This window comes from Flavobacterium plantiphilum (assembly GCF_046000495.1).
Lineage (GTDB): Bacteria > Bacteroidota > Bacteroidia > Flavobacteriales > Flavobacteriaceae > Flavobacterium > Flavobacterium plantiphilum.
On the sequence record NZ_JBELQA010000006.1, the window covers coordinates 221,566 to 243,838 of the forward strand.

At 32.8% G+C, this 22,273-nt stretch carries 21 protein-coding genes; 16 read left to right on the forward strand and 5 right to left on the reverse strand.

All coding sequences use genetic code 11. From position 1 onward, the window contains the following. Positions 1-7: 7 nt before the first annotated feature. From ABS764_RS11975 to ABS764_RS11990, 4 genes are all read left to right on the forward strand, one after another. Positions 8-565: a hypothetical protein gene (locus ABS764_RS11975; protein WP_408082037.1), complete on the forward strand. Its 558-nt coding sequence runs from the start codon at positions 8-10 to the stop codon at positions 563-565. A 181-nt stretch (positions 566-746) separates the two neighbouring features. Beyond that, positions 747-2,744, forward strand: a complete 1,998-nt coding sequence (locus ABS764_RS11980) for a BCCT family transporter (RefSeq protein ID WP_408082038.1) — start codon at positions 747-749, stop codon at positions 2,742-2,744. Positions 2,745-2,924: 180 nt separating this feature from the next. Beyond that, positions 2,925-3,356: a DUF6146 family protein gene (locus tag ABS764_RS11985; protein WP_408082039.1), complete on the forward strand. Its 432-nt coding sequence runs from the start codon at positions 2,925-2,927 to the stop codon at positions 3,354-3,356. Between the two features lie 32 nt (positions 3,357-3,388). After that, positions 3,389-3,703: a DUF6787 family protein gene (locus ABS764_RS11990; RefSeq protein ID WP_408082040.1), complete on the forward strand. Its 315-nt coding sequence runs from the start codon at positions 3,389-3,391 to the stop codon at positions 3,701-3,703. Here the strand turns inward: ABS764_RS11990 and ABS764_RS11995 are convergent. Together ABS764_RS11995 and msrA are read right to left on the reverse strand one after the other, a co-directional pair. Further along, positions 3,700-3,966 (reverse strand): hypothetical protein, encoded by a 267-nt coding sequence (locus ABS764_RS11995; protein ID WP_408082041.1) that lies wholly within the window; start codon positions 3,964-3,966, stop codon positions 3,700-3,702. The two genes, ABS764_RS11990 and ABS764_RS11995, sit on opposite strands and share 4 nt — an antisense overlap. A gap of 12 nt (positions 3,967-3,978) precedes the next feature. Continuing rightward, positions 3,979-4,527, reverse strand: a complete 549-nt coding sequence (gene msrA / locus ABS764_RS12000; RefSeq protein ID WP_408082042.1) for a peptide-methionine (S)-S-oxide reductase MsrA — start codon at positions 4,525-4,527, stop codon at positions 3,979-3,981. Positions 4,528-4,654: 127 nt separating this feature from the next. On the opposite strand from msrA, the gene ABS764_RS12005 reads away from it, so the two are divergent. From ABS764_RS12005 to ABS764_RS12040, 8 genes are all read left to right on the forward strand, one after another. Next, positions 4,655-5,344, forward strand: coding sequence for an ABC transporter ATP-binding protein (locus tag ABS764_RS12005; RefSeq protein WP_408082043.1), 690 nt, complete (start codon positions 4,655-4,657; stop codon positions 5,342-5,344). A gap of 71 nt (positions 5,345-5,415) precedes the next feature. Beyond that, a complete protein-coding gene (locus ABS764_RS12010; protein WP_408082044.1) occupies positions 5,416-6,180 on the forward strand; it encodes a TIGR02757 family protein in 765 nt (254 codons plus the stop codon). A 414-nt stretch (positions 6,181-6,594) separates the two neighbouring features. Beyond that, positions 6,595-9,378 (forward strand): T9SS C-terminal target domain-containing protein, encoded by a 2,784-nt coding sequence (locus ABS764_RS12015; RefSeq protein ID WP_408082045.1) that lies wholly within the window; start codon positions 6,595-6,597, stop codon positions 9,376-9,378. 326 nt (positions 9,379-9,704) lie between these two features. Then, positions 9,705-10,760: a HEAT repeat domain-containing protein gene (locus tag ABS764_RS12020; protein ID WP_408082046.1), complete on the forward strand. Its 1,056-nt coding sequence runs from the start codon at positions 9,705-9,707 to the stop codon at positions 10,758-10,760. Further along, on the forward strand, positions 10,757-12,184 hold the full coding sequence (locus ABS764_RS12025; RefSeq protein ID WP_408082047.1) for a glycosyltransferase family 2 protein: 1,428 nt from the start codon (positions 10,757-10,759) through the stop codon (positions 12,182-12,184). The genes ABS764_RS12020 and ABS764_RS12025 overlap by 4 nt, the downstream gene beginning before the upstream one ends. A gap of 5 nt (positions 12,185-12,189) precedes the next feature. Further along, positions 12,190-13,458 (forward strand): YaiO family outer membrane beta-barrel protein, encoded by a 1,269-nt coding sequence (locus ABS764_RS12030; RefSeq protein ID WP_408082048.1) that lies wholly within the window; start codon positions 12,190-12,192, stop codon positions 13,456-13,458. A 195-nt stretch (positions 13,459-13,653) separates the two neighbouring features. After that, the gene (locus ABS764_RS12035) at positions 13,654-14,070 is read left to right on the forward strand and encodes a response regulator transcription factor (protein WP_408082049.1); all 417 of its coding nucleotides are present in this window, start codon (positions 13,654-13,656) and stop codon (positions 14,068-14,070) included. A 143-nt stretch (positions 14,071-14,213) separates the two neighbouring features. Then, complete coding sequence (locus ABS764_RS12040) at positions 14,214-15,560, forward strand: DEAD/DEAH box helicase (protein ID WP_408082050.1); 1,347 nt, start codon at positions 14,214-14,216, stop codon at positions 15,558-15,560. Positions 15,561-15,599: 39 nt separating this feature from the next. Here ABS764_RS12040 and ABS764_RS12045 read toward each other — a convergent pair whose 3' ends face one another. The 3 genes from ABS764_RS12045 to ABS764_RS12055 form a co-directional block, all read right to left on the reverse strand. Further along, complete coding sequence (locus ABS764_RS12045; RefSeq protein WP_408082051.1) at positions 15,600-16,136, reverse strand: redoxin domain-containing protein; 537 nt, start codon at positions 16,134-16,136, stop codon at positions 15,600-15,602. Positions 16,137-16,202: 66 nt separating this feature from the next. Next, a complete protein-coding gene (locus ABS764_RS12050) occupies positions 16,203-16,778 on the reverse strand; it encodes a Crp/Fnr family transcriptional regulator (protein ID WP_408082052.1) in 576 nt (191 codons plus the stop codon). Positions 16,779-16,796: 18 nt separating this feature from the next. Continuing rightward, positions 16,797-17,906: a lactonase family protein gene (locus tag ABS764_RS12055; protein ID WP_408082053.1), complete on the reverse strand. Its 1,110-nt coding sequence runs from the start codon at positions 17,904-17,906 to the stop codon at positions 16,797-16,799. A gap of 144 nt (positions 17,907-18,050) precedes the next feature. On the opposite strand from ABS764_RS12055, the gene ABS764_RS12060 reads away from it, so the two are divergent. From ABS764_RS12060 to ABS764_RS12075, 4 genes are read left to right on the forward strand one after another with little or no spacing between them, the layout of a single operon-like run. Beyond that, the gene (locus tag ABS764_RS12060) at positions 18,051-19,979 is read left to right on the forward strand and encodes a vWA domain-containing protein (RefSeq protein WP_408082054.1); all 1,929 of its coding nucleotides are present in this window, start codon (positions 18,051-18,053) and stop codon (positions 19,977-19,979) included. Positions 19,980-19,994: 15 nt separating this feature from the next. After that, complete coding sequence (locus tag ABS764_RS12065) at positions 19,995-21,248, forward strand: dihydroorotase (protein ID WP_408082055.1); 1,254 nt, start codon at positions 19,995-19,997, stop codon at positions 21,246-21,248. A 4-nt stretch (positions 21,249-21,252) separates the two neighbouring features. Next, positions 21,253-21,579 carry a hypothetical protein gene (locus ABS764_RS12070; RefSeq protein WP_408082056.1) on the forward strand — a complete coding sequence of 109 codons (327 nt, stop codon included), beginning with the start codon at positions 21,253-21,255 and terminating at the stop codon, positions 21,577-21,579. A 19-nt stretch (positions 21,580-21,598) separates the two neighbouring features. Continuing rightward, positions 21,599-22,246 carry an alpha/beta hydrolase gene (locus tag ABS764_RS12075; protein WP_408082057.1) on the forward strand — a complete coding sequence of 216 codons (648 nt, stop codon included), beginning with the start codon at positions 21,599-21,601 and terminating at the stop codon, positions 22,244-22,246. Positions 22,247-22,273 lie beyond the last annotated feature (27 nt).

Here is a 22,273-nt window from a genome sequence, read left to right on the forward strand (position 1 = left end):
AAACCTCATGTTAGATCAATTAGCACAATTAGTAAAGGAATTTGGTCAGGATGCTGTTGTAAAAAACGATGCCATCCCAAATGATAAAAACGATGCAGTACTGGAAGAAACCGGTAATTCTCTTTTTTCCAGTCTTCAAAAAATAGCCTCCAGTGGTGATTTATCACAAATAGCAAACTTATTGCAAGGCAAAGACATTGATAAAAAAAACCCTGTTGTACACGGAATCATCAGTAATGTCTCTGAATTATTAACTCAAAAGTTAGGTATCAATGCTGCTACGGCGACCGATACAGCAACAAACATTATCCCGAAAGTTTTGAATATTCTGGTAGAAAGAGCAAGAGATCCCAAAAACAGCAGCATCAGCATATCAGAACTTCTTAATTCCCTGACAGGTGGTGACAGTCCTGAACATGCCGGAATCATGGAAGCTATTTCTACTTATGATATCCATTTTGGCTTAGATCAAAATACAGACGGAAAAGTAGATCTTGATGATGCTGCCGAACTCACAAAAAAAGGAGGATTAGGCGGAATGATGGGAAAACTTTTTGGAAAATAAAACCACAGTTCTATTTCTATGCCATTTAACTTAAATTAAATGGCATACTTTTTTAAAATTAAAAAATGTGACTGAACTAAAGAGTTCTGAATATTTATGCTGCCCGTTTACCTATAAATTACAACTTTAAACAATGCGGGCATACAGCTTCACACATTTTTAAAATCCTAAACAAAACTATATGTTTAAAACTACTCTGAAAATGGGGATTTTTATACCCAGCATGGTATTTATATTTTCTATCTCGATAATATCAGTAGTCTATCCGGATATGGCCAACGAAATACTGAATGTTATAAAAAACTTTATTTTTATAAATCTGAACTGGATTTATATTTGGTCAGTAACATTTTTCGTTATTTTTCTGGTCTATCTTCTGTTTAGCAAATATGGTGATATCCGGCTGGGAAATAATGACAGCCGTCCGGAGCACAGTTTTTTCTCCTGGATTTCGATGTTATTTGCTGCCGGAATGGGAATTGGGTTAATGTATTTTGGCGTAGCCGAACCCATGCAGCATTATACTTCGGAAGTTTTTGGTATAGCTCATTATGTCAATAAAGCAAAAAACGCCCAACTTTATACTTTTTTCCACTGGGGTATACATGCCTGGGCAATTTATGCAGTGGTAGGATTGTCACTTTCCTATTTCTCATACCGCCTGAAGCTGCCATTGTCGCTTCGAAGCTGTTTTTATCCTTTACTTAAAAATAAAATAAACGGAAAATGGGGAAATACTATTGATGTATTTGCACTTTGCAGTACGTTTTTTGGAATTACTACCACTTTAGGGTTTGGTGTTGTTCAAATTAATTCAGGATTACAAATCTTGAATATTGTTCCGGATACTACTTTTACTTATCAGGTTTTAATTGTCGCTGTTTTAGTATCATTAGCTATATTTTCAGCACTTACAGGAGTTGACAAAGGAATTAAAATCCTAAGTAATATCAATGTAACACTTGTAGTTTCTCTCTTATTATTCGTACTTATATTAGGACCTACTGTTTTTTTAATAGGGAGTTTTACCGAGGGACTGGGAAATTATATTAATAATTTTTTTAATCTGACTTTTGGAACCCATGTTTATGATACCGAAACATTACCCTGGTTTTATGACTGGACTATCCTTTACTGGGCCTGGTGGATATCCTGGTCACCTTATGTAGGTCTTTTTATTGCAAAAATTTCTAAAGGACGAACAATAAGAGAATTTATAGTTGCTGTATTACTGATTCCTACATTTTTTAATTTTATCTGGATGACTGTATTTGGAAACAGTGCTATCTGGTTTGATCTTACTACAGCCAATGGTGCTCTGAGCGAACTGGCTGCCAATCCGGATGCCCTGATGTTTCGATTTTTAGAATATTTACCCTTTTCACAAACAGCAAGTCTAATTACCATTATTATTGTGATTGTTTTTTTTGTAACATCTGCTGATTCAGGAATTTTTGTAATGAATAATATTGCAACTAAAAATGCTGTAAAATCTCCGCAATGGCAGACTATTTTATGGGGAGGTTTACTGGCACTATTATCCTTGTTACTGCTTAATGCCGGTGGTTTAAAAGCACTGCAGAGTATGACGCTGATTACCGCTCTGCCCTTTTCAATAATTATGATATTGTTTATTGTAAGTTTAATAAAAGCGCTCCATATTGATCATTCCTATTACGATCAAAATTTCTCCAACACTACGGTTCCATGGTCAGGAAGATTATGGAAAGACCGGTTAAAACAGATTGTTTCGGCAAAAGACCGCTCTTCTGTTGACTTTTTTATCAGTACAGTAGTCAAAGATGCTTTTACTGATCTTAAAACAGAATTTGCTAAAAATGGAGTTATTGCGACTATTAATATCATTGATTCTTCTAATATTGAAATTGAGATAAAGTACGATATTGTCAACAACTTTATTTACGGAGTTACTACTACTTCTAAAAAAGTAGCTAATTATTTTATTGATGAAGACAATCTTCCGGATATTGAGAAAAAAAGAACCTATTTTCCAAAAGCATATTTTGGAGATACCAGAGAAAGTTATGATATACAATATTTCACTAAAAATGAATTAATATCCGATGTGTTAAAACATTATGATCGCTTTTTAAATATTGTCTCAGAAGAAAAAAATGAAATGCTTATAAGTAGTGATTTTAATAATAAGTTAGAATAATATAATTTCTAAAAAACACGAAAAAGCCTCCGTGTTTTAGATGATGGAGGCTTTAATTCCAACAGAGCTGAATGAAAACCACTAATAATGCGAACGCCAATTAATTTTGCATAATTATTTCAAAATAAGCTTTAATTAATTCTATAATTCTTAATTTTAAGTCAACTGATTTTTTTTACGATGAAAAATATTTTTTACTTATTAGCACTTATTATTGGTATTATAGTCAGCTGTAATTCATCCAAAACTATAGTATCTAAAGAGAAAAACGCTGGTTCTGTAAATGACACCGTCAGAATAGCCAATGATTCTCTGGAATATGAAGTAATCATTATCGATCCGGGCTTTAACACCTGGCTCGCATCCAGAGCTTATCCCAGATGGTATTACACACAGGAATATCTGGAAACTAAAAATCAGATATATGTAAATGAGTGGAACAATCGTGTCTTACAGCCACAACGTTACAATCCAAATTTATATGAAATGACCATAAATTATGATCCCAATATCGATTATGGTTATGAGGTAAATTATTTGATTTATAATTACATGGTTTATTTTCAAAATAATTACCATCAAAGGCTTTTCGGTCGTGTCCCTCTAAGATAATCTTGTTATATTTGTTGTCATCTTAAAGGGATATGGAGAAATTAAAGAGACGTTGGGGAATAGCTTCTAATTATGATTTAGTCATTATTTTTATAGTTTTTGCTATAAACGGTTCTCTGTCTGCAAAAATATCCAGTTATGCGATGAATCTTTTAAATATAAACCAGGAAAACACTCATTGGTTTTTCTACTATTTTATCTTAATTATTTTAGTACTGCCGCTGTACCCCTTTTTATTAATGTTTTTTGGTTATATTTTTGGTCAGTCAAAATTCTTTTTCCCTTTTTCCAAAAAAATGCTTCGCGGCATGGGACTGGGATTCCTATTCAAAGACAATAAGAATTAGTTTTCTTTTTTTATAATATAATAATAAATCCAGGTTAACGTAAAGGTGGGAACAACATCGGTGAAAGGAAAAAACTCTTCCACAAAAGAAACAATTCCTGCTATTTTACCTAAGCTGCCTTTATACATTCTGGAAATCAAAAAACCCGAAACAGGAGCCCAAACGACATCTGAAAATTCTCCTAAAAAAGGAATGGAAAAAGAAAGCATTCCGACAGCATCGAAGACAATTCCTAAAATTAGTTTTTTATATCGGGCTTCCATTCGTAATATTGATTAGTTTTTTAATTTGTCTTTAAAATACTCTCTCACTTTATTGATTTTTGGAGTAATTACAAACGAGCAATACCCCTGAGTCTGGTTTTGATTGTAATAATTCTGATGGTATTCTTCGGCTTCAAAAAAAGTCGATGCCGGAGAAAGCTTAGTTACAATTGGTTTCTCAAAAACATTTTCTTCTGTTAAAAAAGCAATAAAATCAGCTGTCATTTTTCGTTGTTCTTCATTGTGATAGAAAACTTCACTGCGGTATTGAGTTCCCACATCATTCCCCTGTCTGTTCAAAGTAGTAGGGTCATGGGTTGCAAAAAACAATTCTAACAATTCTCCAAAAGAAATCACTTCCGGATTAAAAGTTATCTGGACAGCTTCGGCATGACCGGTATCGCCCTGACAAATTTCTTTGTACGTAGGATTGATGGTTTTCCCTCCTATATAACCCGAAACCACTTTTTCTACACCTTTTAGTTCTAAAAAAACAGCTTCAGTACACCAGAAGCAACCTCCTGCAAAAGTCGCTGTATCACTTTTCATCTCATTTTTCATATCTTTTGTTTAAATAATCATTTTATTATTTGAATTTACTCAAATTTATTGTTTTTTGACCAAAAATTATAGCTTATCTCATTTTATAATCCTTAAAATCTTTGTTTCTTTGTAAAAACTGTCAAGAATGATACAAGCCAAAAACTTACATAAATATTACAGTCAGCTTCATGTATTAAAAGGAGTTGATATACATATACAAAAAGGAGAAATTGTATCTATTGTAGGAGCTTCCGGAGCCGGAAAAACAACACTTTTACAAATTCTGGGAACTTTAGACAAACCAAACTCCACAGCCGTTAAAGGCGAAACAAATACTGGAAATGAAATTGAACTTTTAATCAATGATGAAAACATCTTGTCTATGAATGACAGGAGTTTATCTAAATTCAGAAATCTAAATTTAGGATTCATCTTCCAGTTTCATCAGTTGCTACCTGAATTCACTGCCTTAGAAAACGTATGCATACCTGCTTTTATTGCCAAAAAAAACAGGAAAGAAACTGAGGAAGAAGCCATAAAACTATTAACTTATCTTGGTCTTTCTCATCGGATTCATCATAAACCCAATGAACTTTCGGGAGGAGAACAACAGCGGGTGGCTGTAGCGAGAGCATTGATTAATAAACCTGCTGTTATTTTTGCCGATGAGCCTTCCGGAAATCTGGATACGCATTCGGCAGAGAACTTACATCAGTTGTTTTTTAAATTAAGGGATGAATTTGGACAAACTTTTGTTATTGTGACTCATAACGAAGAATTAGCCAATATGGCCGACAGAAAGCTGGTAATGGTTGACGGACAAATAAGTTTTTAAAATAACGGCTAACACACTACGATAGGACTCAATACTTGCACTTTAAACTCTAAAGCTTATCAAACAAAAGAATGAACAAAGCTGAACTCAAAGATTTTCTTGACGAAAAAGTATTGCAATACAACACTCTCGATTTTATTGAAAGTGATCCGGTACAGATTCCGCATTTATTTACTCAAAAAGAAGATATTGAAATAGCCGGTTTTTTAAGCGCTACTATTGCCTGGGGAAACCGTAAAATGATTATAAAAAATAGTCATCGCATGATGGAATTAATGGGCAATGCGCCTTATGATTTTGTGATGTCTCATACTGAGCCTGACTTAGAACGACTTGAAAACTTTGTACACCGTACCTTTAACGGCCAGGATTTTATGGTTTTTATAAAAAGCCTGCAAAACATTTATAAAAACCATAATGGTTTAGAGGCTGTTTTTTCAAAAAATAAAGAAATCAATTCCATGCAGAAAAGCATTTCTGAATTTAAAAAGATATTTTTTGACATTCCGCATGCAGCCCGCACACAAAAACACATCTCTGATCCCTTAAATAATTCTGCTGCTAAACGTATTAATATGTATCTGCGCTGGATGTGCCGTGAAGACAATAACGGAGTTGATTTAGGACTCTGGAAAAGCATTCCTTCTGCTGCATTATCCTGTCCTTTAGACGTACATTCAGGAAATGTAGCCCGTAAATTGGGTTTATTAAACCGAAAACAAAATGACGCAAAAGCGCTTTTAGAATTAGATACCAAACTTAGAGAATTAGATGCCAATGATCCTGTAAAGTATGACTTTGCACTTTTTGGTCTTGGCGTTTTTGAAAGTTTTTAGACAGTTCATCTTAACTAAAGTAAATCCACCAATTAAAGCACTAATGCTTTACTTAGTATATATTTTACATATAAAAAAAAACATTTTAGTAAATTTATTATTACTTTTAGCAGCAAATTGCTATTTGCCCCTGCTTTAAAAGCAATTTTTACCCCTAGTTTGTTCTTTGAACATCTATTTTTACTCCGGACAAAATCCTTTTTAAAAGATTATTAAATGAGCTAAAAAGTGAATTAAAAATTTTTTATTACTTTATGTAAACGTTTACAATTATTCATTCATTAATTATAATTTACAGTATTTAAACTTAAAAGCCTATGACATAACAGTTTTTATTTATGCTTTCTCAATTTACAATAGAAATAAACAAAGAATTATTAACCCAAAAACCAACCTTAAATGTTAAAAAAGTACATGAAACCATCATTAGTATTGGCTATTGCATGCCTCACAATGAAAACCACCGCAATTTTTGCTCAGAATCCTGTAGTAAAAATTGATTTTGATCAAACAGGAAGAAGCGCTTCCGAAGTAAGCGAATCCGGATATGCCCCTTGGGTAATTACAACTACTACAGCCACCAAAACAGTAAACGATGTCACATTTACACTGACTAAAGTGGGAGATAAAGGAGATGTTTTAGGTACCAATTGGTATAAAACCGGAATCCAGGCTCCTTATTACGCAAAATTAGTTTGTGATGGTGTTACTGTAAAAAACGGTACCGCAAATGAAGGTGGCCAAATAGAACTTAAAATAAGTGGATTAGAAACAGGAGAGCATACCTTAATGGCTTTTTTAAATGCTGTAGATAATCCTATTTATACTTTTAGTCCAATTGACATATCAATAAACGGAAATTTAGTAGTCGATAATGTAATTCCGACTGTTAGAGCTCTTAATTCGTCAACTGCAAAATCAGCATACTTAAAATTTCAGGCTACAACAGGAACCGATGTGGTTATTCTTTTTGCTGCCGAAAGATCGGGTAACGAAACCTATAAAAATGTGATGTTAAATGGATTTGAATTAAATACACCTAATATTTTTAATCAGGCTACTAATCCAAAACCCAGCCACGATGATGAACATGTAGAATTAAATTCAGGAAGTAGCATTTTAAGCTGGACAGCAGCAATTAATGCCGTATCTCACAATATCTATTTCGGAACAGATTTAGCATCCATTGATGCTGCAGATACATCTTCAGTTTTATACAAAGGAAATCAGCCTAAAGAAAATGTATCGTATCCGGTAAATGGATTATATACAGGAGAAACTTATTACTGGAGAATTGACGAAGTTTTAGCAAATAATGAAGTCGTAAAAGGAAACATTTGGCGATTTAGACCTGCTCAACTGGCTTTTCCTGATGCTGAAGGTTATGGTCGTTTTGCCCGTGGCGGAAGAGGCGGAAAAGTTGTTGCAGTAACCAATTTGAATGATAGTGGTCCGGGAAGTTTACGAGAAGCTGTTACCAATGATATAGGACCAAGAACAATTGTTTTTAATACTTCAGGAATTATCCAATTAAATTCCCGTTTGGTTCTAAGTCAGCCTTATGTGACTATTGCGGGTCAAACAGCTCCCGGAAAAGGAATCTGTATTCGTTCTGCTCCTTTTGGAATTACAGGAAATGACGCTATCGTTCAAAATATAAGAGTTAGATTAGGCGCAGGTCCTACTTATGACGGAATGGGATTAACCGGTGCCAACAATAGTATTATCGATCACTGTTCCATCAGCTGGACTATTGATGAAGCTTTCAGTTCACGGTCGGGAAAAAACATTACGTTACAAAGAACCTTAATTTCTGAAGCATTAAATGCTGCAGGACATCAAAATTATCCTGCAGGGAATGAGCATGGGTATGCAGCAACTATAGGTGGAGATATAGGTAGTTTTCATCATAATCTTTTAGCACACTGTTACGGACGTAATTGGAGCTTAGGCGGAGGATTAGATGGTAGCGGAGCTTATGCTGGCAGAATGGATATCACTAATAATGTCGTTTACAATTGGGGTTCCAGAACTACTGATGGAGGAACTAAAGAGGTTAACTTTGTGAATAATTATTATAAACCCGGAGCGGGTTCTAAAATATTTGTTGCATTTAGTGCTGATAACGAAAATGTTGGAACGGGAATGCAAAGATGTTATTTTAACGGAAATGTAATGCCAGGTTATTTTGACGAAAATAATCAAATCATCGGAAGAAGAGCAACCTTTAAAAACGGTGCAACTTATCAATACGATAACTTTGTTGATACTCCTTTTTTCCCATCTTATGTAACAACACAAACAGCCGGGGAAGCATATAAAATTGTACTTTCTGATGTGGGATGTGTACAACCGGAATTTGATGAACATGATGAAAGAATTATTACAGAAACACTCAATGGAACTTATACCTATACAGGAAGCGTAACCGGCAAACCGGGATTTCCTGATAATGAATCAGACGTTGGCGGATATGAAAATTATCCTGAGGTAAGCAGAGATACTGATTGGGATACTGACCAAGACGGTTTACCAAACTGGTGGGAGGCAATCAAAGGAACAAATCTAAATTCTGCAATTGGAGATTTTTCAGATACTAATGCTGATGAAGATTTAGACGGTTACACTAATCTGGATGAGTATCTACAATGGATGTCACTACCTCATTACGAATCTCCAAAAGGACATAAACTAAGTATTGATATCAAAAAACTTTCGAGAGGATTTACCGATGGAGTTAGTTACTCCCTATCCAATGTTGAAAAAGGAAATGCTACTTTAGTTTCTAACATAGTAGAATACAGACCAACAGCCAACGGCTTAGGCTCATTCGATTTTACCGTTAGTGATAATAGTGGAGCAACAATGACCCGTAGAATAAATATAGTTAACGGATATTCTTTGTCAGCAACAAAAAAAAATCCGGAAATCTCTACTCAGGTTAATGTTTGGCCTATTCCAAATAATGGTTCATTTTCTATACTAATGACCAATGACAGTGATGAAACTAATACAAAAATGAATTCTAATGCAGAGTACAAAATCTATGATGTTTTTGGAAAAGAAGTCAAAAAAGGTATTCTTAAAGAAAGTCGTCAGGAAAACGTCAGTTTACAGTTAAAAGGAGTTTTCATTCTAAATGTTTTAAATCTTTCAACAAAAAAAATAATACATTCACAAAAAATCATCATCCAATAAGTTTTAATAACTTTTAAACCAATGGCAACTTTTCTAGTTGCCATTTTTTTTTTACCATCTTTTAATCGATTCTTATTGGTTTACTTCTTAAATTCTCTTTAAGGTGCGACTTTGCACTTTTTGGTCTTGGAGTTTTTGAAGGTTTGATTATTGCTCTACAAAAAACATATTGTTTGCAAATAAAAAGATACAAAAAAAAAACAAAAAAAAAACAAAAAGTGTTTTTTATCGATGTTTTTATGCACTTTATCGATAATGTTATGATATAATTATTACATTTATACCGTAATAAATGACCCCTTTACAAAACTAACAACCAGCAAAAGATGAATCTCACCTACTATTTGACTCATTACATTTTACCCGTTTTAGCACTTTTTTTTCTCATTTTAATTTCAATATTAATAATAAACCGGTTTCTTACTAATTTACGTACCCCAAAAACAAATGCTGTAAAAGCTAAAATTGATGATTTTTTAACCACTTTAGTATTCTCATCTTATGATGAGAAAGAGTTTGTTTTAAAAATTCAGAATTTCAAAAAAGAAATTCCTTTTAAAAAAAAATGGTGTAAAAAAATCGTTTTGAATAAAATTATTTTCCTGAAACGAAATTTAAAAGGAGACATTATTAAAACTTCCCATTTGATTTATGAACAATTTGACTTATTTAATTATACTGTTTCGTTATTAAAAAGCAGAAAAAAGTATTTAATTCCTCTTGGAATGTATCATTTAAAAGCCTTAGAATATAATAAAGGCAAAAACTTTGTTACTCCTTTTCTAAACAATAAAGACAGAATTCTAAACTCTAGTGCTTATCTTACTCTTATTTCCTTAGAGCCAGAAAATTTAGGACTCTTTTATAATTATCAAAAGCCTGTTTTCTTAGCAGGAGAAATTAATATAATGAATATTATTCATCAAAAAAAACCACCAATTCCAAGCAACTTAAAGGATTGGATTCATTCTCAAAATCCGTCCGTTGTAAGACTGGGAATAAAACTGATGGCTTTTTACAATTATACAAATGAAAATCAGTCTATTGTAGCTCTTTTAAAATCAGATGACGAAAAAATACGTTTCGCAGCTATTTGTGCTATAGGGCAGTTATTTATATTGGATACCGAAAAAAATTTAATCGAAGTTTTTGAAAATGAAACAAAGAATAACCAAATCGAAATTCTAAAGACTTTAACCATAGTTGGCGGAGAAATCGCTGAGGAATTTATTTGTGGTTTATTAAAAGAATCTATCGACTCTGATATAAAACTTACAGCAGTAAGAAGTCTTTCAAAGATGCAATCTGGTCATATTGAAAATTTTATCGGCAACCATGAAATTAGTAAAATGATTCAACACGTAAAAATACCTTCTATATGATATTAAAAAAAATTATCGATTATTATGAAATATTTGTAGCTGTATTTTCAACTACTTATATTCTTTTGTATATGGTATTAGCTGTATTGTCTTATTATGCCATTAAAAAGCATCTTAATTCAAAATATTTTATTCATGATGATGTCCTTTTAAAATCCAACTATATTCCCGGAGTTTCAGTAGTTGCCCCCGCTTTTAATGAAGGCGCTAATGTGGTTTATAATGTAAAATCTTTACTTTCTTTAAATTACCCTAAATATGAAGTTGTATTAGTAAATGATGGTAGTTCTGACGATACTTTAGAAAAACTTATTAAAGAATTTGAACTAGTTAAAATAGATTTTTATTATCAGGAAAAAATACCAACAAAAACAGTCAGAGGTCATTATAAGTCAAAAAACCCAGTATATTCTAAACTTTTAGTTGTAGATAAAGAAAATGGAAAGAGTAAAGCTGATGCATCTAATGCAGGAATAAATTCTTCAAAATATCCTTTATTTCTTTGTACTGATGTGGATTGCATATTAAAGAATGATACGATTATAAAATTGGCAAAACCATTCATCGAAAGTAAAAAGAGAGTAATTGCTACCGGAGCAGGCATCCGGATTTCAAATTCATGTGAAGTAAAAGAAGGATTTTTAGTAAAAATAAGGTTTCCAAAAGGCTGGTATCCTCGATTTCAGGAGCTTGAATATGTAAGAGCATTCCTTTTTGGCAGAATGGCCTGGAGTCAGTTAAACAGTCTGTTACTAGTATCCGGGGGACTTGGAATGTTTGATAAGGAAATAGCTGTTAAAGCTGGCGGATATTGGCATAAATCGTTAGGTGAAGACATGGAACTCATTACCAGAATGCGAAAATACATGTATGAAAATAAACTGGATTTTTCGGTTAAATACATTCCGGAATCTTTATGCTGGACAGAAGTACCCGGAAACCGCGAAATATTAATACGTCAGCGTGTACGCTGGGCAAGAGGATTAATTCAAACATTAAATCTGCATAAAGACATATTCTTTAACCCCAAATACGGAAGAACCGGGTTTTTAATTTTTCCTTATTTTTTTGCATTCGAATTCTTAGTTCCTGTTTTAGAAGTAGTAGGTCTCATTGTATTGATACTTTCATTTTTCTATTTGAATATTAATTACGATAGTTTTCTATATTTAACCATGGCAGTATATCTTTTTTATCTTAATATTACGATAATATCTATTTTATTAGATGAAATACTCTACAAACATTATTCAAGTGTAAAAGAAATATTTATTCTAATTTTAACTGCCATGATTGAACCTATTTTTTACCATCCCATAAATGTTTACGCTTCTTTAAAAGGTTACTATCATTTTTTCAGGCAGAAAGAACAAGCATGGGGAAACATGCAAAGACAAGGCTTTAATACCCAAAATAACAATTAATATTTATGACAACTAACACTGTTAAAAAAAGATTAGTTATACTAACTTATTTACTTCCATTATTCAGCTACAGCATTTTTGCTCAGAAAATTGATACTGATAATCTATTAAAAGAGGCTCTTCATGATGTGAATGTTGAGAAGAACTATTCAGCTGGTTTAAAGAAAACGAAATTAGGGATTAAACTTGCTCCTGATTATTTAGACTTCTATTTATTAACAGGAAGAATTTATCAATTAACCCAAAAAAGAGACAGTGCCAGTTATTATTTTAATTATGTAATTGATAAAAATCCAAAATATGAAGAAGCTTTTTTATATTTAATTAATTTGAATATAGAAGATCAAAAATATAATGAAGCTGAAATTACAGTAAATCAGGCATTGCAAAACTATCCTGAAAATAAAAATTTCCGATACAAAAAACTGGCTATCTATCAATTAAAAAAGGATGAACAAAAAGAACAGGACTATTTAAAAAATTTAGAATTACAATATCCAAATGATCCCGAAATTAAGCAACGTATTTTTATTATTGAAACCAAAAACAATTCAGAACGAATAGGAGTTAATTACAGCTATACTGCTTTTGACAGAAAAAATTATGGACCATGGCATTTAGGAAGTTTACAATATATCAGACAACGAAATTGGGGTTCACTGATTGGTCGATTAAGTTATGCCAACAGATTTGCTTCCGGCGAAAGTGTTATTGATGGAATTCAATATGAACTTGAATCTTATATTTTTACAGGAAAAAAAAGTTATTCCTATCTGGATGCGGCATATAGCGAGAAAACCGTTTTTCCAAAATTGAAGCTCGGGTATTCTTATTTTCAAAATTTTTCAAAGGGATGGGAAGCTGATTTGGGATTACGTTATGTCAAAACTTCCGATAGTGATTTTACAACTGCTGTTATTGGACTCGGAAAATATATTGGATCCTACTGGATTAATTTAAAATCCTTTATTCAAAATACTGATAATACTGTTTATCCTGCCTTTACATTAACTACCAGATATTACTTTGACACACAATTTGATTATCTAACTTTAATTGCCGGTTATGGTTCTTCTCCTGACGACAGATCTACTTTTGGACAATATGAGAACAGAGTTTCATTAAATTCTTACCGAATTGGAGGTGGTTATTTTAAATTAATAAATAATAATTATCTAACTGGTTTACAACTCACTGTCAATAATCAGGAATATGCGCCTGATTTAAAACAAAACGAGATAGAAATTGCTTTAATGTTCCAATACAAATTCTAAAAAATCTTTTTTAAAGACACGAAACTAAATACCTAAACTTACAAAAAAGAACAAAAACGTGTATTTCATCGATTATTTTTACTTTTAATCGATTATTTTCAATTATACCTCTATATTTGTTTGTATAACTTTTGAGAAAAAATAAAAGAAATATAGTAATTACATTATTACTTAGAAAAGCAAAACATCATGCAAATGGAAGATAACGTAAACAAAATTTTAGTAATTGAGGACGATATTTTAATGGTGAAAATTTTAGAATTTGTTCTTAAAAAAGAAGGATATGAAATAATAATTGCTAAAGACGGAATTGAAGGTCTTGAAAAAATAAAAACCCTCAATCCCGATATGATAATAACTGATATTATACTTCCTTTCAAATCAGGATTAGAAATAATAAGTTTTTCAAAAGAAAATCATAAACATGTACCGGTCATAGTAGTATCTTCAATGGGAGAAGAAGAAGGAACTGTTATGGAGGCATTTAACCTTGGAGCTGATGATTTTGTTCCTAAACCTTTTAACCCAAATGAACTAAAACTCAGAGTAAAAAGATTGTTTGCACGAAATACGTTTTTTGAAAACTCAACAAAGAATAATATAAGTGCATAACTTATAAAACTAAACAAATAATATTAAGAGCAGAATTTAGAAAATTCTGCTCTTTTTTTATATCTCTTCTTAATAAAGACGATTCCTTCAGTTGTATCTCCATTACTTTCAAAAAGACTATCTTTGCACAAAATATATGTTTTATGGCCACTTTCGAGCAATTCAATCTTCCTAAATCATTACAAAAAGCAATTGATGAATTAGGAATTACAACTCCTACTCCTATTCAGGAGAAATCTTTTTCTGTAATAATGTCCGGAAGAGATATGATGGGAATTGCACAAACAGGTACTGGTAAAACCTTTGCCTACTTATTACCTTTATTAAAGCAATACAAATTTAGTGTAACACATACTCCTAAAATTGTCATTTTAGTTCCTACCAGAGAACTTGTAGTTCAGGTCGTTGAAGAGCTGGAAAAGTTAACCCAATTCATGTCTATCCGAACCATTGGGATTTTTGGAGGAGTAAATATCAATACCCAAAAAAAATCAGTCTATGAAGGTTCAGATATTCTTGTAGGAACTCCGGGTAGAACGATGGATTTGGCTTTAGACAATGTGGTTCGTTTTGAAGACATGCAAAAGCTAGTTATTGATGAATTTGACGAAATGCTGAATTTAGGTTTCCGTGTTCAGCTGACTGCCTTGTTAGCAATGATGCCTAAAAAACGTCAAAACATCTTATTCTCGGCTACTATGACCGATGAAGTTGACGCTATTTTGAATGACTATTTTGATTATCCTGAAGAAGTTACCCTTTCACCATCTGGAACTCCATTAGAACGAATCAGACAAATTACATATAACGTTCCTAATTTCAATACTAAAGTTAACTTAGTAAAGCATTTATTAAAAAACAACGAAGACATGAGTCGGGTTTTGATTTTTGTAAACAACAAAAAGATTTCTGATATGCTTCACGAAAGTATTGAGGAAGATTTTGAAGGCCAATTTGGTGTGATTCACTCTAATAAATCACAAAATTACCGTTTGAATACCATGGCTTCTTTCCAGGAAGGAACCCTTCGCGGATTAATTACAACGGATATTATGGCGAGAGGTTTGGATATTTCAAACATTACTCATGTTATCAATTTCGAAATGCCCGAAGAACCTGAATTGTACATGCACCGTATTGGTCGTACCGGTCGTGCCGATGCTACAGGAACAGCTATAAGCTTGGTAACGCCACGTGAAGAAGAATTAAAAGTGGCTGCAGAAGTATTGATGAATATGGAATTAGACGTCGAAGATTTCCCTGAAGAAGTAGAGATTTCTACAAAATTAATTGGTCCTGAAAAAGACAGGCAACCCATTAAGATTTTAATGAAAAGACCCAAAACAGATGGAGACGGAGCTTTTCATGAAAAAGCTAAAAAGAACCAAAAAGTCAATCTTGGCGGACCATCCAAAACCAAAAAGAAAACACATGGTTCTGTTAACCGAAACATGCTGAAAACAAGAGCAAAAAAGAAAAAAAAGAAATAATTACAAAGCCTGGAACATACATTTCAGGCTTTTTTTATGCTAGTTTTTAAATAGTTCTTCCAAAGGAAAATGATCAATCACACTATTTCCATAATGAGCTATTTCAATGTTTTTATCAGAACCAATTAAAAAATCAGCCGGAATTTGATGCAAGGTTCCCTCTACTTTTCCACCGGCTTTAAAACCCAGTTTAACAGCCTCGGAAAGATGCTGTATCCCTTTAATTGTTATGGTTCTCATTGTTTTTAACCAGGAAGGGTTCACCTTATACAATTTATACAAATCCCGATGGGTATCGGCAATTATCGTGAAATCAAACTGATGTCGGTTAGCAATACTTGTTTTTAAACTTTCAGCCGGAGATTCAAAAACAGTGATTAGTTTAATTCCCTTTTCAGCAAATGAATCTTTGTGTTTCATAATTTTAGAAATCTGAAGGTTGCACATAGCACATTCAGCATAGCGAAAAAAACTCAACATAATTTTTTGATTCTGGATTTGATCCAAATCTACTGTATTTCCAAAAATGTCTTTTACCACAAATAACGGGGCTTTATGACCTGAAGCTAATTTCATAATTGATGATTTTATATTTACAATCACAAATTTGAAATTAAAACAACAATTCACACTTGATTAAAATCAAGAAATCTTAGCCCGTATCCTACTGAGGGTTTCTGGTTTCATCATCAAATAAGAAGCGATAAATTTGAGCGGAATTCTGTTAATCAGATGACCACTTCTTTTTATAAAAACTTCGTAACGCTCATAGGGTTTTAAGGTCAACAGCTCTACTTGTCGTTGAATGTGACCTGATAAGGTAAATTCAAGTATGGACTGATACCAAAGAGCAATTTCGGAATTACTTTGAATCAATGGCATCAAATCTTCCTTAGCAATCGCTACCAGCTCTGTATCAACAATTGCTTCGATACTTATCAACGAAGGTTTTCCTTCAATAAAAGTCTGAAAACAGGTGATTAACGAATTTTCATATCCAAAACCCAAATTAATCTGCTCTCCGTTTTTATCAATTACAAATAGGCGTACACAACCATTTTTTACAAAATACAAATTGGAATCTTTTTGATTAAACCCCAACAACAGTTCTTTTGATTGGAGAACTTTGTCCTTATTCCAAAATGCCTCTAAAATCTTAGCTGATTCGGTTCCTAAAATTCTGTTTTCAGATAAAAAATTTGATATTGCTACACTCATTCTACTACAATAACAGAATTATATTTTAGTAAAAACCAAACAAACTGGTGAACACAAAGGAATTCGTTTTCCGGTATCAGTCAACTCCCCTGTGGTTTTATCTCTTTTAAAAACAACAATATCATTTGTATATTGATGGGCAACTAAAAGGAAATTCCCTGTTGGATCTATAGCAAAATTACGAGGTCCATCGCCCAGAGTACTGTTTCTGGACACCAATTCCAGTTTCCCATCTTTCAGGATCTTAAAACAACTAATAGTATTAGCTTCTTTTCTATTGGTAGCATATAAAAATTGTTCGTCAGGCGAAATATGAATATCAGCGGCTGTAAAACTTTCTTTAAACCCTTCTTCCACCACTGTAGTTTCCTGAACCAATTGCAATTTTCCTTTAGAATAATTAAAAACTGATAAAGTGCCATCCAACTCATGCAGTAAATAAAGTTTATTTCCATCTTTGCTAAAAGTAAAATGTCTGGGACCACTCCCCGCTTTTACGCTAATACTGTCTTTAAGTTCCAATGGTTTGGCAGCATTCGCATGGTATTGGTACAAATACATTTGGTCGGTTCCTAAATCGGTTGCTAAAACAAATTGATGATTGGGCGAAAACTGCACCATGTGTACATGTGATTTCTCCTGACGCTTCGGGTTTGGTCCTTTCCCAAAATGTTGATCCAATTGCTTCAGAGGAGTCAGACTTCCGTTTTTATTTTTTCCGAAAACAGCAACGCTACCACCTGTATAATTAGCAGTTATTACCGATTTATCATCATTAATAATATAACACGGTCCCGGATTATTTATGTTTTGTTTGTTTAAAAAATCTAATTTTCCACTTTTAGAATCATATTTAAAAGCACTCACCGTACTTTTGGGTCCATCTTCATTAACCGAATAAACGAAATCATTATTTTTAGAAACTGTCAAAAAACTGGGATTTACAACATTCTCCGTGGCACTTTTATATACAGTCTCTCCAGTTTCGGTATCAAATTCGTACACATAAACACCTTTGCTTTCACAGCTTTTAGTATAAGTCCCTACAACTAAATTAAATTTCTTTTCCTGTGCCTGACTACCAGTGCAAAACAACAAAACTACTACCACTAAAAAACCTATTTTCATTTTATCCTTTTTGATAATTGCTAAAATACATATAAAAACCGAACCGATAATAGGATTTAAAACTATTTAAAAAATCCTACACTGTCCATTTAAAACTGTTTACAAATTTGTATTTTTGGATACTAAATAAAAGCCAAAACAAGAATGCAATTCAAACATCCTGAAATTTTATACTTTCTCTTTTTATTGATTGTCCCTATTTTGGTTCATTTATTTCAGTTTCGAAGATTTAAAAAAGAATATTTTACTAATGTTCGATTCTTAAAATCAATTTCAATTCAAACCAGAAAAAGTTCCCAACTAAAAAAATGGTTGTTGCTTGCTTGCCGTTTATTGCTACTGGCTGCTATTATTTTAGCTTTTGCTCAGCCATATTTTGATGCAAAAGACCATAAAAACCGCTCCAACGAAATGTATATTATTCTGGACAATTCTTTTAGCATGCAGGCCAAAGGAAAAAAAGGAGAATTACTAAAAAGAGCCGTACAGGAACTACTGGAGGAAGCACCAGAAAACAAAAATTTTTCGCTGCTTACCAATACGGAAAGTTACTGGAATACCGATATCAAATCAATTAGAAGCACACTGCAGAATATAAAATACAGTGCCATTCCTTTAGACTTAAATCCTATTTTAGCCAAAATAAATGCACGTCCTGACAATGTAAAAAAAGACATCATTATCATTACGGATGCTGTAGGATTGAATCAAAAACAGCTAAAAAGTATTCCTGAAACTGACGTCAGCTATTTTATCATTCCAAAATCGGAACAAAAAAACAATGTTAGTATTGACAGAGTTTTTATTGATGAAACCACCAATGATTTCTATGATATCAATGTAAACTTATCCCGTTTTGGCGAGGACATTAAATCGGTTCCAATTGCCATTTACAATCAAAACAAACTGATTGCTAAAACCGTAACTCATTTAGACAGTCCTAAAAAAATATTGCATTTTAGCATTCCTAAACAAGCTTTCCACGGTTATGTTTCCATTATTGATAACAGCTTAGCTTATGACAATACTTTTTATTTTAGTATTTCAAAAGTTAAAAAAATCAACATTATTAGCATTGGCGAAGCCCAAAAAAGTAACTTTTTACAACGTATTTATACTAACGACGAATTCAATTACAGCAATTCAGAATTAGCGACTTTAGATTACAACAATTTAGAGAAACAAAATGCTGTGGTTTTGAATGAATTGGATGAAATTCCACAAGCTTTACAAATCACGCTTAAGGATTTTGTTCAAAAAGGCGGGAACTTAATTGTTATTCCTTCTGCTAAATGTTCTGTTGGCACGCTGAACTCATTCTTGGGGAATTTTGGAAACATCCAATTTAAATCCTATGAAACGGTGGAGAAATTAATCAGCAAAATCAATTTCAATCATCCTTTATTTTCTGGTGTTTTTGAAAATAGGATTAGTAATTTCCAATATCCAAGTACCAAAGCTTCATTTTCAATTTCAAATTCCAATTCCGGAGCTTTGATTTATGATGATCAAACTGCTTTTCTTTCGGCTTTATTTACACCAGTTTCAGTCGTATATGTGTTTTCAGCACCTATCAATACCGAAAATTCTAACTTTCAACAATCGCCTTTAATTGTTCCTGCATTTTATAAAATGGGACAATTCAACCAAAATAACGGCATCAATGCGTTGACTATTGGTAATACTAATCCTTTTATTGTAAATGCTTTTGTTGCTAAAGATGGTATTTTAGAAGTCAAAAACAGCACCGAACAATTTATTCCAATTCAGCAAATTATGAATTCAAAAGTTAAAATGACATTTAACGATTTGCCACAAGAAGCTGGAAATTTTGAAATTTACAATCAAAAACAATGGATAGAAAATATCAGTTTTAATTACAACAGAAGCGAAAGCAATCTCAACCAGCTGGATAACAATTTACTATCCGATTATCAAACTTCTGAGTCTATTGAAAGTGTTTTTAGCAGCATACAAAGCGACCGAATGGATAATCAACTTTGGAAATGGTTTGTTATCTTTGCACTGCTCTTCCTGGTATGCGAAATAGCTATTATAAAATTCCTGAAATAAAAATATATTCTACTTATGAAACTCATTATCCGAAACGCCAAAATTATCGACCCGCAAAGTCCTTTTCACAATCAAACGGCAGATATTTTAATAGTAGATGGATTCATTGAAAAAATAGGAGTTTCTCTGGCTGATTCTGAAAACACCCAAGAAGTACTGCTAGACGATCTTCATGTTTCCCAAGGCTGGTTTGACAGTAGTGTATCTCTGGGCGAACCTGGTTTTGAAGATCGGGAAACAATTGCTAACGGATTAATGGTTGCTGCAAAAAGCGGTTTCACAGGTATTGCTTTACAACCCCATTCTTTCCCGATAATTGACAATCAATCGCAAATTAATTTTGTAAAAAGTAAAGCAAACTCAAGTGCTACGGAACTTTTCCCAATTGGTGCTTTAACTAAAAATGCCGAAGGAAAAGACATGGCTGAATTGTTCGACATGAAACAAGCCGGTGCCATTGCCTTTGGCGATTACAACAAGAGTTTTGAAAACGCTAACTTGCTTAAAATTGCACTACAATACACTCAGGATTTTGACGGATTAGTAATCGCTTATTCGCAGGATTCTAATATTAAAGGAAATGGTGTTGCTAATGAAGGGATTGTTTCAACACGTTTGGGGCTGAAAGGAATTCCCAATTTAGCCGAAGAATTACAAATTGCCCGAAATTTATTTTTACTGGAATATACTGGCGGAAAAATGCATATTCCAACCATCTCTACAGCAAAATCGGTAGCTTTAATCCAAGAAGCTAAAGCCAAAGGCTTACAAGTAAGCTGTAGCGTGAGCGTACATCATTTAACAATGACAGACGAAAAATTAGATAATTTTGACACTCGTTACAAAGTAACTCCGCCATTAAGAACGGAAGCTGACAGACAGGCTTTAATAAGCGGAATTCTAGACAATACGATTGATATGATTACTACGGACCATAATCCAATTGATATCGAACATAAAAAAATGGAATTTGATACAGCAAAAAACGGAACAATTGGTCTGGAAAGCGCTTTTTGTACATTGACAAAAGTCCTTCCATTAGAAAAAATAATAGAAAAACTAACCGAAGGAAAAACAGTTTTTGGTATCGAAAATTCGGTTATAAAAGAAGGAGCAATTGCCAACATCAGCTTATTCAATCCTGAAGGAAAAAGTACTTTTACGAAAACCAGTATTTTATCCAAATCTAAAAATTCTGCTTTTTTAGGAATGGAAACGCAAGGAAAAGCATACGGAATTATCAATAAAGGAAAATTAATTTTAGCTTAAAAACATGAATAATACCATTGAAAAAGGAAAAACTGCTGCAATAACCAGTTACATTTTAGGCGTGGGTGTATTTATTGCGATGTCTATGAATGCCGAAGATAAAAATCCCTATGCTTCTTTTCATATACGTCAGGGGTTAGGAATTACGTTAACTTTTATTTCTTTAGGATTAATCATCAGCAATTTTGACAGTATGATGATAACTGCTCCTATGTGGATTTTTATATCAGTACTTTGGGCTTATGGAATTTTAAGCGCTATAAAAGGCGATACAAAACCAATGCCGCTTGTAGGGAACCTATATCAGAGATGGTTTAAAAGCATCTCTTAAAATCACAGAAATTAATATTATGAATCTATCTTTAGAATACCTCATCAGAGAACCCAAAATAAAATCAGAAAAAAATCCTTTATTGCTATTATTACACGGCTATGGCAGCAATGAAGCCGATTTGTTTTCGTTTGCTTCTGAACTTCCGGAAGAATATTATGTCATTTCAGCACGTGCTCCCTATGATTTACAATACGGAAGCTATGCCTGGTATGCCATTAATTTTGATGCCAATGAAAATAAGTTTTCAGATCACGAACAAGCTAAAAAATCAAGAGATTTAATAGCTACATTTATTGAAGAATTAGTTACTATTTATCCAATAGACCCAAATAAAATTACATTATTAGGCTTTAGCCAGGGCGCTATTTTAAGTCAGGCTATTGCATTGTCACATCCTGATAAAGTTCAGAAAGTCATTGCATTGAGCGGATACATTAGCGAACCTATATTTGAAGAAAATTATAAAAACAATGATTTTTCTAATCTGAAAATATTTGCTGCGCATGGTACCGTAGATCAGGTGATTCCTGTAGAATGGGCCAGAAAAACAAAATCTTTTTTAACTACTCTGGGAATTGAATCCGTTTATAATGAATATCCTATTGGTCATGGCGTTTCTCCTCAGGTTTTTAATGATTTCAGTAACTGGCTGAAACAAAATTAATTTACCCCTAAAAAAAAACATAGTTAC

Excerpts from the sequence above, each read along its gene's own strand:
- ABS764_RS12015 (WP_408082045.1), top strand. The coding sequence starts at position 6,595 with ATGAAACCATCATTAGTATTGGCTATTGCATGCCTCACAATGAAAACC.
- ABS764_RS12010 (WP_408082044.1), top strand. The coding sequence starts at position 5,416 with ATGAACAAAGCTGAACTCAAAGATTTTCTTGACGAAAAAGTATTGCAA.
- ABS764_RS11980 (WP_408082038.1), top strand. The coding sequence starts at position 747 with ATGTTTAAAACTACTCTGAAAATGGGGATTTTTATACCCAGCATGGTA.
- ABS764_RS12055 (WP_408082053.1), bottom strand. The coding sequence starts at position 17,906 with ATGAAAATAGGTTTTTTAGTGGTAGTAGTTTTGTTGTTTTGCACTGGT.
- ABS764_RS12005 (WP_408082043.1), top strand. The coding sequence starts at position 4,655 with ATGATACAAGCCAAAAACTTACATAAATATTACAGTCAGCTTCATGTA.
- ABS764_RS11985 (WP_408082039.1), top strand. The coding sequence starts at position 2,925 with ATGAAAAATATTTTTTACTTATTAGCACTTATTATTGGTATTATAGTC.
- ABS764_RS12060 (WP_408082054.1), top strand. The coding sequence starts at position 18,051 with ATGCAATTCAAACATCCTGAAATTTTATACTTTCTCTTTTTATTGATT.
- ABS764_RS11990 (WP_408082040.1), top strand. The coding sequence starts at position 3,389 with ATGGAGAAATTAAAGAGACGTTGGGGAATAGCTTCTAATTATGATTTA.
- ABS764_RS12020 (WP_408082046.1), top strand. The coding sequence starts at position 9,705 with ATGAATCTCACCTACTATTTGACTCATTACATTTTACCCGTTTTAGCA.
- ABS764_RS11995 (WP_408082041.1), bottom strand. The coding sequence starts at position 3,966 with ATGGAAGCCCGATATAAAAAACTAATTTTAGGAATTGTCTTCGATGCT.
- ABS764_RS12075 (WP_408082057.1), top strand. The coding sequence starts at position 21,599 with ATGAATCTATCTTTAGAATACCTCATCAGAGAACCCAAAATAAAATCA.
- ABS764_RS12030 (WP_408082048.1), top strand. The coding sequence starts at position 12,190 with ATGACAACTAACACTGTTAAAAAAAGATTAGTTATACTAACTTATTTA.
- ABS764_RS12025 (WP_408082047.1), top strand. The coding sequence starts at position 10,757 with ATGATATTAAAAAAAATTATCGATTATTATGAAATATTTGTAGCTGTA.
- ABS764_RS12065 (WP_408082055.1), top strand. The coding sequence starts at position 19,995 with ATGAAACTCATTATCCGAAACGCCAAAATTATCGACCCGCAAAGTCCT.
- ABS764_RS12040 (WP_408082050.1), top strand. The coding sequence starts at position 14,214 with ATGGCCACTTTCGAGCAATTCAATCTTCCTAAATCATTACAAAAAGCA.
- msrA (WP_408082042.1), bottom strand. The coding sequence starts at position 4,527 with ATGAAAAATGAGATGAAAAGTGATACAGCGACTTTTGCAGGAGGTTGC.
- ABS764_RS12045 (WP_408082051.1), bottom strand. The coding sequence starts at position 16,136 with ATGAAATTAGCTTCAGGTCATAAAGCCCCGTTATTTGTGGTAAAAGAC.
- ABS764_RS12050 (WP_408082052.1), bottom strand. The coding sequence starts at position 16,778 with ATGAGTGTAGCAATATCAAATTTTTTATCTGAAAACAGAATTTTAGGA.
- ABS764_RS12035 (WP_408082049.1), top strand. The coding sequence starts at position 13,654 with ATGGAAGATAACGTAAACAAAATTTTAGTAATTGAGGACGATATTTTA.
- ABS764_RS11975 (WP_408082037.1), top strand. The coding sequence starts at position 8 with ATGTTAGATCAATTAGCACAATTAGTAAAGGAATTTGGTCAGGATGCT.
- ABS764_RS12070 (WP_408082056.1), top strand. The coding sequence starts at position 21,253 with ATGAATAATACCATTGAAAAAGGAAAAACTGCTGCAATAACCAGTTAC.